The organism is Thalassoroseus sp., from assembly GCF_984380535.1.
In genome coordinates this window covers 202,295-217,780 of record NZ_CFHRBF010000009.1, presented here as the reverse complement: position 1 = coordinate 217,780, position 15,486 = coordinate 202,295, and the positions used below count along the sequence as shown (strand labels likewise).

Here is a 15,486-nt window from a genome sequence, read left to right as displayed (position 1 = left end):
TACTAGTCTGCAGGTATTGGCTAAACCGCATCCTGAGGTCGCTGTTGTGGCTTTCTCGTAGCGGCTTCCTTCGGCACTTTCAGGTCGACAGAAACCGGTCCTTCATTCTCGAATGCCGGAAAGTCGTACTGATATTCGTACTCTGGAAAAAGAGGCGACCCCATTGGCAACTCTTCTTCAGGTTTCGCATTTCCGTCGAAACCACTCACCCGAACGATATGTGGACCACCAATAATGCCGGTGCCGCCATCGGCCGTGGTGTATTTGCCATCTTTGATTTTCCCACTTCCGGCGGGACCTTGATTTCCCTTTTTACTATCGGGAATCAACGTGATCGTCCCTGCGGGGATTGGCTGCCCATCGAATGTGATACTCCCTTCAAGCGTGTAGCGATCAGGAGAATCGTCTGAACCACCACAACCAGCGAACACACAAACGAGTGGCAAACTCAGAATACAAACCGAGCGAACAATGAGCGACATTAGGAGTAGCTACCTTGAGATTTGAGGGGAATCAAAGGTGAATAGCAAAGAGAATAAACGGGAAAACGCCTCGGCTACCGTGTAACCGAGGCGTTTGATTTTAGTGTGCGACTTCCGTTTCTTGGCCAGCGATACTGCCGGTCGAAAGATAAACACCGTAGTCGACATTCTCGGAAATCAATGCCACAGTACCATCGCCATACAAGAACTGAGCACCGCCGGGGTGATTACTGCCGAAGCTCATGTCATTGAAGAGCGCGGTGTAGTCCGCGTTGATCTGCTGAGCAAAATTCTTCGCCGGAGCCATATATTGGCCGCTTTGTCCGCCACGGGTCCAGGGACGATATCGAGTCGCGTTTCCGTTTCGGTCGCTCCAAGAGATCTCGCCAACGACGGCTGTGTTCGATGTTCCATCGGTAATGTCGCGGAACTTATGAACGCCACTCAAGCCGAAGTAGAACAACCCTTCACGCGAAAACCCGCCGTGGGAACCCGACGTATTTTCCGAGTAGGCTGTACCGGACGCTGGGTTGGTCCCCGTTGGTCCCATGACACCGTAGTAGTGCGTGGTGAAGTCCGAATTGTTGTCGTCGGCGCGTTCTTCCGAACCACTCGGGCAAAGGTAGGCGACGTTTTTATGTTGCCGGAAGGGATTGTTGACCCCCGTGTTGTGAGCAAGACTAAAGTCAAATTGGTCGAACAAATTGTCCTGTTCCATAAATGGAAGGATGGACACCAACCAACTCAGTCCGTTGGCAACATTCGTGCAACCGGGTGGGAATGAGGAATTCACATCATGATAGTTGTGCAACGCGATCCCAATTTGCTTCAGCTTGTTCTTGCACTCGGTTCGCCGAGCCGCCTCACGGGCTTGTTGAACGGCCGGCAGGAGCAGTGCAATCAAGATGGCGATGATCGCGATCACGACCAACAACTCGATGAGCGTAAACCCCCGTCGAGAATTCGACTGATTCATAAGTTACCTTTCAAAATGGTAGACCGATCGGCCCGACAGATAGGAAAAAAGAGATATTTAAAGTACCAGGACAACTGCCAAACTGCAAGGAATAGCAAGAGGAAGCACGATAGCAAAACTACGCCGGAACCTCTTCGCGACCGGCTTTCAGGGCTTCCCATTCTTCCATGGTGTAGAGGACTTCGCGGGCTTTGGAGCCGTTGTAATCGCCGACGATGCCGTCTTCGGCCATGTAGTCGACGAGTCTTGCTGCGCGACCGTAACCGATGCCCAGGAATCGCTGCAGTCGTGACACACTGCCGAGTTGCTCGCGAATCACTACTTCGACCGCTTCCGCGTACAGTTCGTCGCGGTCATCGGTGCCGGATGGTGTGCCGTTTCCTGCGCCGGCAGGTGCTTTCAATTTCGCCAGTTCTTGGCTGTATTGCGGTTCGTACTGGGAGTAGAAATCGATAATCGCGTTGACTTCCTCATCAGACACGAACGCCCCTTGTGCCCGGGTGACGGTACTCGTGCCCGGCGCGAGGAACAGCATGTCGCCGTTGCCCAACAATCGCTCCGCTCCCATTTCATCCAGTACGACACGGCTGTCGGTACGACTGGCGACTTGGAAACTAATTCTTGCAGGCAAGTTGGATTTGATAAGCCCGGTCAGCACGTCAACAGTCGGTTTCTGGGTGGCGAGCACCAGGTGAATCCCCACCGCCCGCGACTTCTGAGCCAACCGAATGATGTGCCCTTCGACATCTTTCCCGCTCGTCATGATCATGTCCGCCATTTCGTCGGCGATGATGATGATGTACGGCATCCGCTCGGGAATTTCTTCGCATTCGAGCATATCTTCAGGATCATCGGGATCGAGACCCATGCGGTCGAGAATTTCATCTTTGCCGAGCTTGTTATAACTATCGAGATGCCGAACACCCGTGCGGGCCAGCAGATCGTAACGTTCTTCCATTTTGTCGACGGCCCACGCGAGCATTGCCTCGGCTTTTTTCATATCCGTGATGACCGGGTGCATCAGGTGCGGGACCCGTTTGTACGGGCTGAGTTCGACCATCTTCGGGTCGATCATCAGCAGCTTGACGTCTTCTGGTGTACGGGTCATCAACATGGACAGGATCAGTGTGTTGAGACACACACTCTTCCCTGTTCCGGTTCGACCGGCGATCAGCAAGTGAGGCAACTTTGTGAGATCGACGGTCATCGGATGGCCGCTCACGTCTTTGCCTAGGAACACCGGCACACGGTAGGAATCGCGTTCCTTGTCACAGCATTCGATGAGTTCCCGCAGACGGACCATCACTTGCTTTTCGTTTGGAACTTCCACGCCCACCGTATTTTTGCCGGGAATTGGAGCCACCACCCGCACCGACGGCACGCGCAACGCGATCGCAATGTCATCCGCGAGCGCAGTAACTTTCGACAACCGCAGACCGGCCTCGAGTTGCAGTTCGAACTGCGTGACCACAGGCCCGGTATCGATCTCCACGACTTGGATATTCAGCCCGAACTCCTGAAAACATTGCTCCAACGTCTGAGCCGCCGCCTGGGCTTTGCTGGCCAGCAGTTCATACGGGAACGCTTCGGGTTGTTCGAGTAGATCGGTCGTGGGCAACTCAATCGTTTGCAACTGTGGTTTTGGTCGCGGCGTAGGAGTCGCAACCGCGGGAGCTGACTTCGGGCGATTGATGCGGATTGGTTGTCGAGGCGTGAGTTCCTCTTTGGCCAGAGGGATTGCCTCAGGTTCCGGATCCGGTTCGGACTTTGGTTCCGTCTCAAAGGCAACATCGGACTTCAATTGAAATTCGGGGCGTGCAGACGCACTGACATTCCAACCGTCGGCAATTTCGAACGTCGGCGGCGCGTTGACCGGAACCGGTGCCCGGACCGCGGCGGCTGTCTCAGGGAGTGACGTTTCGCTCGTCGAAGCGGATGTCACTGGAGGAAAATTCACTGGAATACGGTCGGCCTCCCAGGACGATTTCGGGTCTTCTTCTACCTGTTGATTCTTCGGCTTTCGCAAGCGGAACGGATTGAGCCAACGCAACAATCGAAGTGGTGCCGTCAACGCGTAGAGTAAGCTGCGAAGAATGCTAAGATCCCCCGTGAGCAACATTCCAGCGAGAAACGTGCTGCCAAGTAAAATGGAGACACCAATCGTATTGAACTGCTCAGAGAGCAGAATTTGCCCCCAAGCCCCCACGCGACCGCCACTTCCCACCAATGGCCCCAGCGACCAATTCGGAACGTACATCTGCAGCAAGACACACACCGCAGCCAATGCCAACGCGGTGCCGACCAGTCGGGAGATCCAACCAGAGACACCTTCATTGGAAAAGAGACGGGCGTCGGATGTCAGCATGCAAGCCAACACGAACCATGCCCCGAGACCGCAAAACTCGTTGAGATGAAACGCGACCTGCGCGCCCCATTCGCCACCCACATTGCGGATGGTACTCGAGTGTGGCCAAATCAGTTTTGCCGGGGGATCGGCTGGCGAGTAACTGATAAGACTGAGCGCAACAAACCCCGCCGCCGCTAGCAAGACGAGCGCAAAGACATCGTCCCGAATCCGTCGGATCTTGATCATGACAACCTACCGTTGGCATCCGTTTGGCGTCGCATCGTCAAGCGAGAACAAAGACAGCCAACCGCGAAGCCGAACAACCGTTTCGACTCCGTTGATCCCTGTCACTCATCTCACCCGAAGAATCCGCCGCCGACTCCTAGAAACCATCTCCTTATTGGAATGCGAAACCCGACTCCCTACGATTCGCATCCCAAACTTATCACGCCTGGACATCCGCGTTGCGAAAAAACAACACGCAGTCTAGGTTTCCCGGGCGAGGTGTGCCGACGGTACGGGCTAGGCAATTCGGAGAAGCGCCCTCACGCCGAATGAAGATGCGTCGCCACCCAGCTAATCAGGTCGCGCGCGATTTCACTTTTCGGTCCCGACCACTCCGAAAGTGTTTTTCCGGAGCCGTCCAGCAGCTCGACGGAGTTGAATTCCGACCCAATCGCCGTCGGCGCATTCAACACAACTACGTCGCAGTTCTTCGCCCGCAGTTTCTGCAACGCGTTCTCCCGCGGATTGTGGGCCTCCAACGCGAACCCAACGACCCACTGATTCGTCTTCGTTCGCCCCAACTCAGCCAACACGTCGTCGGTTTCGATCATCTCAATCGAGACTGGTGCTCCGGTTTTGGCGATCTTGCCCGAAATTCGTTCTTTCGGTTTGTAGTCACACACCGCAGCGGCTGCGATCACACCATCACATTTCGGAAAGACCTCTTTGCAAGCTTCGAGCATCTCGGAAGTGGTCTCGACAGCATGGTATTCACATCGCGTTGGTGGCGGCAACTCGACGGGCCCGCTCACCAACACCACGTCATACCCAGCCGCGATGGCCGCCTCCGCCACCGCATACCCCATCCGCCCGCTACTCGCGTTCGAAAGGTAACGCACATCATCCAAATATTCCCGGGTCGGCCCAGCGGTGATAAGAATTCGCATAGAGAAAGATTCAATTTGGTGAGATTTGCAATACCGGACTTCAATCGGTCATTGCCAAGATTTCTGCGATGTGATCGAAAATTGCGTTGGGTTCCGCCATGCGTCCGGCTCCGACCTGGCCGCAGGAAAGCCAGCCCGAACCGGGTTCCGCGATGTGCACGCCATCGGCTTGGAGTTGCGAAACGTTCCGCTGGACGGCGGGTTTTTCCCACATTGCAGTGTTCATCGCGGGCGCGAACAGGAACGGGCAGATGGTCGTCATGGCGAGTGTCGAGAGTAAATCGTCCGCCAAGCCATTTGCGACTTTGCCAAGAAAATCCGCCGTCGCGGGGGCGACCACGAACAACTCCGCATGACGAGCCAAACCGATATGCTCGCCTTGAAAGTGATCCTGCGGCGTCCACAAGTCCCGCAATACCGGCCGGCCAGTCAGGGCTTCGAAAGTAGTCGGCCCAACGAAGCGGGTGGCGGCTTCGGTCATCACAACCGACACCCCTGCCCCGGCTTGCACAAGTTTGCTACACAAATCTGCCGTCTTGTACGCCGCAATGCCACCGGTCACGCCGAGCAAGATTTCACGTTTTTTCACAAATTCACCTACAACTTTTGTAACCGGGCACCGTCAAACAGCCTCAATAGGTTAGGTAACAGCACCAAATCCCCGATCAACGCCGCCACCATTGCGACCGATGACAAAAGTCCGAAATGCGACATCGGCAGGAAATCCGATAGAAACAGAATACCAAACCCGGCACAGTTGACGACCGACGTCAGCACGATCGGTCGGCCGATTTCCCCAAAAGTGCCGACGAGAGCCGTGTCGACATCGGCTCCCTCACTCCGACGCCCCAGGTAATGCATCACGAAGTGCACCGTGTCGTTCAGCCCGACTCCGAGGGCAATCGTTGTCACCATCGCCGATCCACAGTTGAGCGGGATATCGCAAATCCCCATGACCCCGAACACCACCAGCACCGGAAATGCATTCGGCAAAAATGCGATCGCCGTCAGTCGGAACGATCGAAACAATGCCACGCAGACCATCGCCATTGCGACCATTGCGACCAGCAAACTCTTGGTAATCCCGCCGAGAAGTTGCTCCGAAAGCACCGCGACACTCGCTGCTGTTCCGGAATAGAACGCATCGAACGATTCGTCCGGCACCGCTTCCCGGGCGGCATTCATCAACGGTCGGAAACCTTCGCCGGCATCGTGCGACATGAACGTCACCCGCATGGCTCCGCTGTCGGCTCGGTCGATCAGCCAGTTGTTGAAGATGCGACGAAACACGGCGCTCCGCCCCAGATAGCTAGCCCATTCGCGGTACTTCCCATCCGATAAGGCCTCCGCACCCAATCGATCCCAACCCTCGATCTTTTCCTGCATCGCGGCTGTGGAAATCGTCTTGCGGACTTCCGGTCGTCCGGCAATGGATCGTTCGAACTCGAGTGCCAGTTTTCGGAGTCGTCGTTCCTCGACAACGCGGGCATCGGGATCGCTCGGCAATTGGTGCGGTTCGAGAACGACATCAAGCAGATAATGCCCGAACTTTCGTTCGCTGAAATGATTGAGGGCAATCGCTGTCCGCGAGGTCGACGGAAAAAACGAAAACGGATCAGCATCCAACCGGACCCAACTCGAAGCCCACGCCAACCCCAAGAGCAATACGCATAGCACGGCGGACGTTTTCCAAGGCGACCCGGTCACAAATCGTTCCAAGCGTTCCAGTTTCGCGGCCGACAAGTAGACGCCATGACGAGCCGAAAACGTCGGCAACGCCAACCACACGAAAAACGCCCCCAGAAACGCCAGGACCGAACCGACGAACAACTCGACTCCCAATTCCCGTGCCGGTGTGAGTTCGTTGAATGTCAACATCAAGAAGCCAAAGCCGGTCGTGATCGCCGCCCCCAAACACGGCACCCCGACCCAACGAATGAAATGCCGACGCTTCTCGCGAGAGACGTGTTGATCGACCGCCTGAGCTTCCATTTCATGCGCATCCGGCAACACGTCATGCGAGTGACTCGGCACCGAATGGTAATGCGCGAAGTGGACCGTCGTGGTAATCACGACGACCGCCATCAGTACGGGCCCATCAACGGTCAAGACGTTGAGCGTCCATCCTTGGACCGCGACACCGGAGAGCATGATTCCGATGGCCCATCCTCCGCCGACCACGGCCGTCAAAACCGCGGCCCAAGATCGAAAGCCAACTCCCAAGGTCAGCAAGGCCAAAAGAATCGCCGGAGGCAAAAGTGTGTACGCGATCCGACGGGCGACTTTCTCCAACTCGAATTGAATGATGATCGGGCCAGCCGCATGAATCGTGATCTCGTCGGTCTTCTGCTCGGTATGTTGCATCGCTTCATAAATACCGGCAGAAACCGCTCGCCGTTGATTATCGAGTTGTTCCTTCTGAGTTTCGACGTCGTACTCGTCAGCCATTTCGACAACCATCAACAGCGTGCGACCGTCGTCGGGATCGTCGTCCGTCCGCCACACGGTCGGATCGTCGAAGAGCGAACCACGATAAATTTCGTACGGGTCCGGTTCGCCAGGTTCCGGGACCGCGACGAGATCGGTCAGCGTGGTTTTTTCGATCACCTCGGCGATCAGCGACGCATCGGTCACACTGCGGACGCCCTCGATTTGCAGCAGTTCATTCCGCAGCGAACGCATGATATCCAAGTCGTCGTCACGAATCGGTCGGAAGAATTGCACGCCGATGATGACGGAATCGCCGTATTCGTAATGCTCGGCGTACCGCTCCCATGCACGGATGGTGCTATCGGGAAACCATCTTTCGGGGGAATCGTTGACCGAAAGATTCGGCAAGAACCACGCCAACCCGCAGAACGCCAACACCGCGACCGTCAACGTGACCACGCGATGCCGAGCCATCCCATTCAGTAAGGATTCTAGCAAAACGATTCTTTCATCATGACGGTGAAGCAATTACGGAAAATTCCGTGGGGCACTCCGCGGGTGCGGGGTGATCGAGATACACGCGTTGCCAACCTTCCAAGCAAACCAACGCCCACAACCGGGCACTATGATCCCACTGACCGGAGACGTGTTCCCGCACCAATTCACGTACCATATCTGGACGGAACAGGCCGCGTTCGAGAGCCGTCTGTGATAGCAGCACATCTTCGAGCAACGGTCGAAGTTCGTCGCGGAACCAGGTATCCAACGGCACACCAAACCCCATTTTTGCCCGTTCGCGAATTGGCTGTGGGATCAGTTCTGCGAAAGTCTCTGTCAGGATTTGTTTCCCACGCCCGCCGGACATTTTGATTTCCATCGGCATGCGAGCGGCAAGTTCGACGACGTGATGATCCAAAAACGGACTCCGACATTCCAGCCCAACCGCCATACTCGCGATGTCAACTTTCGTCAGGATATCACAAGGCAAATACGTCAACACGTCGGCCGCCGTCGTGCGAGTCACAATATCCCGATTGGGACACAACTGATATGCAGACAGCAGGAATTCTTCGCTGTGCACATCGCGTAACTGAGTGAGAAACGCTTCGGAATACAGATCGCGGCGGCGCTGTTCGTCGAAGATGCCTACCCAGTTGAGATACCGCAACTCCGGAGGCAACCGCAACCCGGCGAGCAATCGTTTCAAACGTCTCCGGAACGATTTTTGTTTCGATGACGCCGGCATGCGTTGCCAGAGTTTCGCAGTCATCAACTGCCTGAGCGGTTTCGGCAACCGATCGAATTTGGCACCGAACGCCACTGCCCGATACCGATCGTAACCGGCGAACAATTCGTCCCCGCCATCTCCCGACAACGCCACAGTGACGGCTTGCCGAGTGACTTGGCAGAGTGCCATCGTCGGAATCGCAGAACTGTCGGCGAAGGGTTCGTCGTAGTGCCAAATCAAACGCGGCAACGTTTCCAACGCCTTCGGTTCGACGACGTACTCATGATGATCTGTGCCGAGATGTTCCGCCGCCATGCGGGCGTATTGGCGTTCGTCAAATTGTTTGACGGGAAACCCGATCGAATATGTTTGCACTTGCCGATCCGACTCCTGCTGCATCAACCCCGCGATGAGTGTGGAGTCGATCCCGCCGGAAAGAAACGCTCCCAACGGCACATCACTCCGCAACCGTAACCGCACTGCTTCGGTCAACGTGTTTCGCAGGTTCTCGGACCAATTTGTTTGAAGTTTTCGATCCGTTGGCTGGTCATACGGCGGCGACCAATAACTTTCGACAGTGAGTTTCCCCTGCTCGAAAACCATCCGATGAGCCGGCGGAAGTTTGGCGTACCCTTTGAGAATGCACATCGGGTGTGGCACATATTGGTATTGCAAAAATGCATCGACCGCCGCCGGGTTCAACTCGCGTGTTGCGTCCGGGAGTTGCAACAACGCTTTCAATTCGCTGGCAAACACCACGCGTTCGGATTGCTCCCGATAGAACAACGGCTTCTGACCGATGCGGTCGCGGGCGATCAATCCTCGATGCTTCCGCGAATCCCAAATCGCGAACACAAACATGCCGCGAAAATGATGAACACAATCGTCGCCGTACTCCTCGTAGGCGTGCACGATGACTTCGGTGTCGCTGTCGGTCTGGAAGCGATGCCCGCGGGATTTCAGTTCGGTTCGCAGCTCTCGGTAGTTATAAATCTCGCCGTTGAAGCTGACCCAGACGGTTTCATCTTCATTCGCAAGCGGCTGTTTTCCGCCGCCGATATCGATGATCGACAACCGCCGATGCCCCAGCGCCGCCCCACCGTGGTGGTCAGCGTGCGTGAGATGAAACCCGTCCGCGTCCGGTCCGCGATGCCGCAGCGTACCGGTCATTCGCCGCAAAAGTTCTTCTGGGAACGGTTCGCTATTTCCGTTCCAAAACGCACCCGCAATGCCGCACATCAGCCGGTTCGCTCCTGTGCAATCTTACGGAACAGATCGGCATGGCGATCGACCATTTGCTCAATGCGAAAGTTTTCTGACATCCGCGTTCGTGCCGCGTTTCCGAGTCGAGCTTTCAATTCGGTATCGGCCAAGATTCGGTCCGCAAATTGGGCATACGCCGCACTGTCTCCGAGATTGACGACGTACCCCGTTTCATCGTCCACAACCAATTCGCGATTCGGCGGGATATCACTCACCACCGAGGGCACACCGGCGGCCATCGCTTCCATCAAACTGTTTGACATTCCCTCGAATTCGCTGGCCAACCAAAAGACATCGAACGTCCGCATTAACTTCGCCGAGTCGTTCCGATGCCCGGCGAACCGCACGAACGGTGCACACGTCATTTCCCGTGCGAACTCGCCAAGGGCATCGCGTTCCGGGCCGTCACCGATGATCAGAAAGAACACATTTTCGCGGAGTTGCCGAAGGATCTGAATGCTCCAAATCAAATCCTTCACACGTTTCTGGGAAGCCAGTCGACCGACGTAACCGACGACGCTCGCATTCGGCGGGAGATCGAACTCTGCCAACATCCGGTTGCGTTCATCTTGCGATAAGGGTTCCGAGTCGGTCGTTTCGACACCGTTTGGAATCACGCTGATTCGTTCGCCAGGCACCCCCTGCTCTCGATAGAAATCCGCCACGCTTTCCCCGTTGACGACCCAACGATCGGTTCGCGGTTGTAATTTCTGATCGGTCTTCAATTGCCAACCGGCTTTCCAAGAATCCACGCATCGCTCGCTCACGATGACCTTCGACTGTGGATTCTTCCCCACCGCCAATCGGCCATAGGTGTTCGCGGTGAATAACCATGTGTGGACAATATCCGGTTGTAAACTCCGCACTAACCGACGCAGCCGCCATAACGCCACAGGGTCGGCTTTCAGCCGTTTGTGGAGAATCGTGAGCGGGATGTTCGCGGTTTCCAACCAGTCGGCGTACGGACCGCCTCGCGTGAGTGCGACGGCGTGTACATCGAACTCCTCCTTGGGCAACCCTTTCGCCAGCAGTGCAAATTGTTTTTCCGCTCCGGAGCGGTCCAGAGTGGCGATGACGGACAACACACGAATCACGGCAGCAGACATCCTGTGGCTGATCGGTACGAAAGAATCCTAATCGGCGAATCATCGAACACCTACCACGAATTTGCAACGCCACGCAATTCCTCTCACAAGAGATCACCCCGGTAATTCCGCCCGCCACGAACATCGGTTGCCGTACTGTTTACGTCTGATCATCTGCTAATCCGGGGTGTTCGTGGCGATGTTTCCTGGTAAACTGCCAGAGACGAATCCCGCCCGAATTTCTTTCCTGAAGCATGCCCCCTATGCGCTGCGTTCAATTTTTTGTGATCACAGTCCTCGCAAATTCCACGACGATTGCGGCGGAACTCAAACCGGAATCGGCGACGTATTTCGCGGAGTCGTTGCGGCCGGTCTTGGTGGAGTCGTGCGGCGATTGTCACGATCCAGACGACTCGGAAAACGTGGTGCCGTTTCTGAAAGCTACAGACGCAAACGCGGTGGCGAAGCATCGAGGCTTGTGGAAGAACGTCGCCGAGCAACTCCGCAACCGCACAATGCCCCCCGCGGACGCCCCCCAACCGCGTGAAGAAGATCGCCTACGGATCGCCAATTGGATCGACAACACACTCCGAGAGACCGCCTGCCAACTTGGCGAGTACGCCGGTCAAGTGGTGAGTCGCCGATTGAACCGCGTCGAATACGACAACACCATCCGCGATTTGCTTGGTGTCGATCTCGATGTCTCCGACACGTTCCCCGTGGACGGTTCCGGCGGCGAAGGCTTCAACAACAACGGCGAGACGTTGTTTCTTCCCCCCATTCTGATGGAACGCTACCTCGAAGCCGCCACAACCGCCCTCGATGCCGCCATCGTAACACCGCGAATCAAGAAAACGTTCGGCCCCGATGATCTCGACATCGTTTCGAAATCCGAACCGAGTTCCAATCGAGATTTGCCCGCAAAAGCGTCGGCTCATGCTTTTCTGACCATCTATGTCGCCGGGGACTACACGATCCGTGTGACTGCAGCAACCGCCGGCGATCACCCCGCCAAAACCGCTCTCAAGATTGATGGCATCGCTGCGAACCGTTTCGAATTCACTGGTGAGCGGAACAAGCCGATCCAACAGACCGCCGTCGTGCGGCTGTCACGCGGTGTGCACGCCGTGACTCTCCAGACACAAGAAACACCGCTGACAATTCATCGGATTGAAATTGCCGAGAACCGGCAGGACCCCAAAAGAAGCCAACAGGAAAACCACCGCCGGATTTTTGGCCGCTCTTTCAACGAAGAGCCGAAAGCCCCCCGCGAAGACGCACGCAAGATTCTGAGGAACTTCACTCGTCAAGCATTCCGTCGCCCGGTGACAGATGACGAAATCGAACCGTACCTCTCACTGTACGATCGAGCCGCCGAGCGGGAAGACCCCTATCCCGAGGCGGTGAAACTGGCGTTGAAAGCCGTTCTGGTCTCCCCACATTTTCTGTTTCGCGTCGAGAACGACCCCAAAGGAGACAAGATCGAACCCATCACCGATCACGAACTGGCAGTGCGGCTTTCGTACTTCCTGTGGTCTTCGATGCCGGACGACGAACTAAACCGGCTCGCAGACGCCGGAAAACTCCACGAACGTGACGTGCTCATCTCGCAAGTCGACCGCATGTTGAACGATCAGAAAGCGGAAATCTTCGCGGAGCAATTTATCGGGCAATGGCTAGGCACGCAGAAAGTCGGCAATGGACACGCCCCGGACACCAGCACGTTTCGCGACCAATTTACCTTCAAACTCGTGTTCGACATGCAAGCCGAACCGTTCAAATTGTTCGACTACATCCTGCGGAACAACCGCAGTTTACTGGAATTGATCGAATCCGATTACACGGTCCTCAATCGTCGCATGCAGGTGCATTACGGATTCGTGAAACCGCCCGAAAATGCCAGTTCAAAGTGGTTGCTCAACCAATATCGCGAAAACGATGGCGGACCGTGGGAACTGGTGAAACTGCCAGATCAACGACGCGGTGGCGTGTTGGGAACGGCAGGCGTGCACATGCTCACGTCGTATCCCAACCGAACGAGTCCCGTCCTGCGAGGCGGTTGGGTGTTAGAAACGCTGCTCGGCGTGCATGTCCCGTCGCCGCCGCCCGATGTGCCTGAACTCAAGCGTGGCAGCAAAGAGAAAAAGACGCTCCGCGAACAACTCGCGATGCACCGTGATCACTCAGCGTGTGCGGCATGTCACAATCTGATGGACCCTCTCGGTTTTGCCCTGGAAAACTTCGATGTTCTTGGACGTTGGCGTGACAAAGACGGCAAACAACCGATCGATGCCACCGCCACGTTACCGACAGGAGAGCACATCGACGGACCAACCGGGTTGCGAAAAGCACTTCTAAATCGAAAAGACGACTTCCTACGACAATTAACACGAAAGATGCTTGGCTACGCGTTGGGTCGCAGCCTGACCGATGCCGATGACTGCACGATCAGTCAAATCACCACGACGGTCGCAGAAGATAACTACCAATCGCGAACCCTGGTCCGCGAGATCGTTCTCAGCACGCCGTTCCGCATGCGATCTCGCCCGCAACAATCCGAACACTAACGATGCTTTTGGACCGAACCATGTGTTAGAATCAAATCCATCTTGAAACAGCGGAACCGAATTCATCCAGCGATTTCATGACACCCAAGGAATTTCCATGAATCTGCGACTTTCGCGACCAATTTCTCGTCGAACTGTGCTACGTGGAACCGGTGCTGCGTTGGCCTTGCCTTGGCTGAACGCGATGGCCCCCCGTGCATCGGCCGCGGAGTCCCTGGAAAAACCGCCGTTGCGAAGCGTCTTTCTGTTTATGCCGAATGGGGTTCGGCCAGACCATTGGACGCCGCCCGGCGATGAGGAATCGTGGGAAATCACCCCGATGCTCAAACCCTTGGCGAACGTGAAGGACGAAATCCTGCTGCTAGAGAATTTGTGGAACGAAAAAACCGTCGGGCGGAACGGTCACTGGCCGAAGGTGCCGGCATTTCTCTCCGGCGGGTTCGTCGTCCGCACGTCTGGTCGCGATATGGACACCGGCGGGACGTCCGTCGATCAGCTGATGGCGGCGAAAATCGGCGATCGCACACCGCTGCCGTCGTTCGAACTTGGCGTGGACGAAGCATATACCGGTGTCGACAACATCGGCGGCGGCTTCACCCGAATCTATGGATCGCACATCGCTTGGCGTGATCCCCATACGCCGGTCCCGAAAGAAATCGTCCCACGGTTGGCCTTCGATCGCCTGTTCCGCACTGGTCCGGCAGAACCCGTCGTTTCTGGTTTCACGCCGCGTCAACCAGCCGTGGTGAAATCGTTGGCCCGTGACGATACCAGCGTGCTTGATCTTGTTCTCGAAGATGCCAAACGACTCAGCAACCGCGTTGGCAGCGAAGACAAAGTCAAAATCGATGAATATCTCGAGTCCGTACGAAGCGTCGAACGCCGAATTGAAAACGCCCTGAAACCGCAGAAGCGTTGGATCAATGAGGGTAAGTTCGATCTTTCCCGCCCCAAACCCGGCATCCCGGAAACACACATCGAGCACGTGCGACTGATGCTCGATATCCTCGTGCTTTCACTGTGGACCGACTCGACCCGCGTCGCGACTTTCATGTTCGGCAACGCCCAAACGGGGCGGAATTTCTCGTTCCTCGATGGTGTTCGTGGCAGTTTTCACGGTATTTCGCACCACCGCGACGAACCGAAGATGCTCGCCCAATACGAGAAAATCGGCACTTGGCATATCGAACAAGTTGCCTACATCCTCGAGAAAATGAAGAGTCTCGACGAAGCCGGCTCCTCACTGCTCGACAATAGTCAGGTTGTCTTCGGTTCCACGCTTCGCGACGGCAACCGGCACGATCCACACAATTTGCCGATCATTCTCGCCGGTCGCGGTACCGGACTCATCCGCCCCGGTCGTCGTGTGAGAGCCAAAACCGACACCCCGCTGTGCAACTTGTATCTCACGATGCTGCATCACATGGGCATCGAAGCCGATTCGTTCGGTGACAGCACGGCGGCACTTTCAGGATTGAGTTAAAGCTGCTGATCGAACACCAACGGAGCGGTGGAATGGTTGCTTTCCGCTGGATATGCTTGTTCGTTTATCTACCGGTGTCTGTGCTTGGCGGCATGTTCATTTCCCTGGTGACGGAACCGGCGATCCGGTTGGACGTCCCGTTTCCGTTCGAATACGTGGCCGCCGTGGTGATGCCTCTCGTGGGTCTCCTGGGTTGCTGGTTGATTGCCCCGCGAGCCCAGTTTCTCGCGTGTCTGGTGTATTGTTTGATCGGCCTGGCCCTCGCATACGAATACTCGCCCACGTTTTTCCCGGAAGGACATCCGCAGGCTTATGCCCCCACATTTTCGTGCTTTCGGCTCACGGTACTCACGAGCGTTTGTGACCTCATTCTCATTGGTATCGCGGAACTCCGAATTCGCCGTTTGACGCAGGCCTGATCCCCCGCTTTTCCAATTCCCCGTGTCACAGTCA

Annotated in this window: 11 protein-coding genes; 3 read left to right on the top strand and 8 right to left on the bottom strand. The window is 56.1% G+C overall.

The annotated features are described in order from the left end of the window. Nucleotides 1-20 precede the first annotated feature (20 nt). From AC5DDB_RS14420 to AC5DDB_RS14385, 8 genes are all read right to left on the bottom strand, one after another. Entirely contained in the window at nt 21-482 is a 462-nt protein-coding gene (locus tag AC5DDB_RS14420) for a hypothetical protein (RefSeq protein WP_491740432.1), read from the bottom strand. A gap of 100 nt (nt 483-582) precedes the next feature. Further along, nucleotides 583-1,458, bottom strand: a complete 876-nt coding sequence (locus tag AC5DDB_RS14415) for a DUF1559 domain-containing protein (protein WP_491740431.1) — start codon at nt 1,456-1,458, stop codon at nt 583-585. A 118-nt stretch (nt 1,459-1,576) separates the two neighbouring features. Next, nucleotides 1,577-4,051 (bottom strand): DNA translocase FtsK, encoded by a 2,475-nt coding sequence (locus AC5DDB_RS14410; protein ID WP_491740430.1) that lies wholly within the window; start codon nt 4,049-4,051, stop codon nt 1,577-1,579. A gap of 299 nt (nt 4,052-4,350) precedes the next feature. Next, nucleotides 4,351-4,977, bottom strand: a complete 627-nt coding sequence (locus AC5DDB_RS14405; protein WP_491740429.1) for a phosphopantothenoylcysteine decarboxylase domain-containing protein — start codon at nt 4,975-4,977, stop codon at nt 4,351-4,353. 40 nt (nt 4,978-5,017) lie between these two features. Next, nucleotides 5,018-5,566, bottom strand: coding sequence for a bifunctional phosphopantothenoylcysteine decarboxylase/phosphopantothenate--cysteine ligase CoaBC (gene coaBC / locus AC5DDB_RS14400; RefSeq protein ID WP_491740428.1), 549 nt, complete (start codon nt 5,564-5,566; stop codon nt 5,018-5,020). A gap of 8 nt (nt 5,567-5,574) precedes the next feature. Continuing rightward, nucleotides 5,575-7,905 (bottom strand): efflux RND transporter permease subunit, encoded by a 2,331-nt coding sequence (locus AC5DDB_RS14395; RefSeq protein ID WP_491740427.1) that lies wholly within the window; start codon nt 7,903-7,905, stop codon nt 5,575-5,577. A gap of 13 nt (nt 7,906-7,918) precedes the next feature. Continuing rightward, nucleotides 7,919-9,874, bottom strand: coding sequence for an asparagine synthase (glutamine-hydrolyzing) (asnB, locus tag AC5DDB_RS14390; protein WP_491740426.1), 1,956 nt, complete (start codon nt 9,872-9,874; stop codon nt 7,919-7,921). After that, complete coding sequence (locus AC5DDB_RS14385; RefSeq protein ID WP_491740425.1) at nt 9,874-11,004, bottom strand: glycosyltransferase; 1,131 nt, start codon at nt 11,002-11,004, stop codon at nt 9,874-9,876. The genes asnB and AC5DDB_RS14385 overlap by 1 nt, the downstream gene beginning before the upstream one ends. A gap of 242 nt (nt 11,005-11,246) precedes the next feature. Here AC5DDB_RS14385 and AC5DDB_RS14380 point away from each other — a divergent pair, with 242 nt between their 5' ends. The 3 genes from AC5DDB_RS14380 (at nt 11,247) to AC5DDB_RS14370 (ending at nt 15,452) form a co-directional block, all read left to right on the top strand. Then, the gene (locus tag AC5DDB_RS14380) at nt 11,247-13,550 is read left to right on the top strand and encodes a DUF1592 domain-containing protein (protein ID WP_491740424.1); all 2,304 of its coding nucleotides are present in this window, start codon (nt 11,247-11,249) and stop codon (nt 13,548-13,550) included. 97 nt (nt 13,551-13,647) lie between these two features. Then, on the top strand, nt 13,648-15,033 hold the full coding sequence (locus tag AC5DDB_RS14375; protein WP_491740423.1) for a DUF1552 domain-containing protein: 1,386 nt from the start codon (nt 13,648-13,650) through the stop codon (nt 15,031-15,033). A gap of 32 nt (nt 15,034-15,065) precedes the next feature. Continuing rightward, nucleotides 15,066-15,452 (top strand): hypothetical protein, encoded by a 387-nt coding sequence (locus AC5DDB_RS14370; RefSeq protein WP_491740422.1) that lies wholly within the window; start codon nt 15,066-15,068, stop codon nt 15,450-15,452. Nucleotides 15,453-15,486 lie beyond the last annotated feature (34 nt).

Excerpts from the sequence above, each read along its gene's own strand:
- AC5DDB_RS14420 (WP_491740432.1), bottom strand. The coding sequence starts at position 482 with ATGTCGCTCATTGTTCGCTCGGTTTGTATTCTGAGTTTGCCACTCGTT.
- AC5DDB_RS14415 (WP_491740431.1), bottom strand. The coding sequence starts at position 1,458 with ATGAATCAGTCGAATTCTCGACGGGGGTTTACGCTCATCGAGTTGTTG.
- AC5DDB_RS14410 (WP_491740430.1), bottom strand. The coding sequence starts at position 4,051 with ATGATCAAGATCCGACGGATTCGGGACGATGTCTTTGCGCTCGTCTTG.
- AC5DDB_RS14405 (WP_491740429.1), bottom strand. The coding sequence starts at position 4,977 with ATGCGAATTCTTATCACCGCTGGGCCGACCCGGGAATATTTGGATGAT.
- asnB (WP_491740426.1), bottom strand. The coding sequence starts at position 9,874 with ATGTGCGGCATTGCGGGTGCGTTTTGGAACGGAAATAGCGAACCGTTC.
- AC5DDB_RS14385 (WP_491740425.1), bottom strand. The coding sequence starts at position 11,004 with ATGTCTGCTGCCGTGATTCGTGTGTTGTCCGTCATCGCCACTCTGGAC.
- AC5DDB_RS14380 (WP_491740424.1), top strand. The coding sequence starts at position 11,247 with ATGCGCTGCGTTCAATTTTTTGTGATCACAGTCCTCGCAAATTCCACG.
- AC5DDB_RS14375 (WP_491740423.1), top strand. The coding sequence starts at position 13,648 with ATGAATCTGCGACTTTCGCGACCAATTTCTCGTCGAACTGTGCTACGT.
- AC5DDB_RS14370 (WP_491740422.1), top strand. The coding sequence starts at position 15,066 with ATGGTTGCTTTCCGCTGGATATGCTTGTTCGTTTATCTACCGGTGTCT.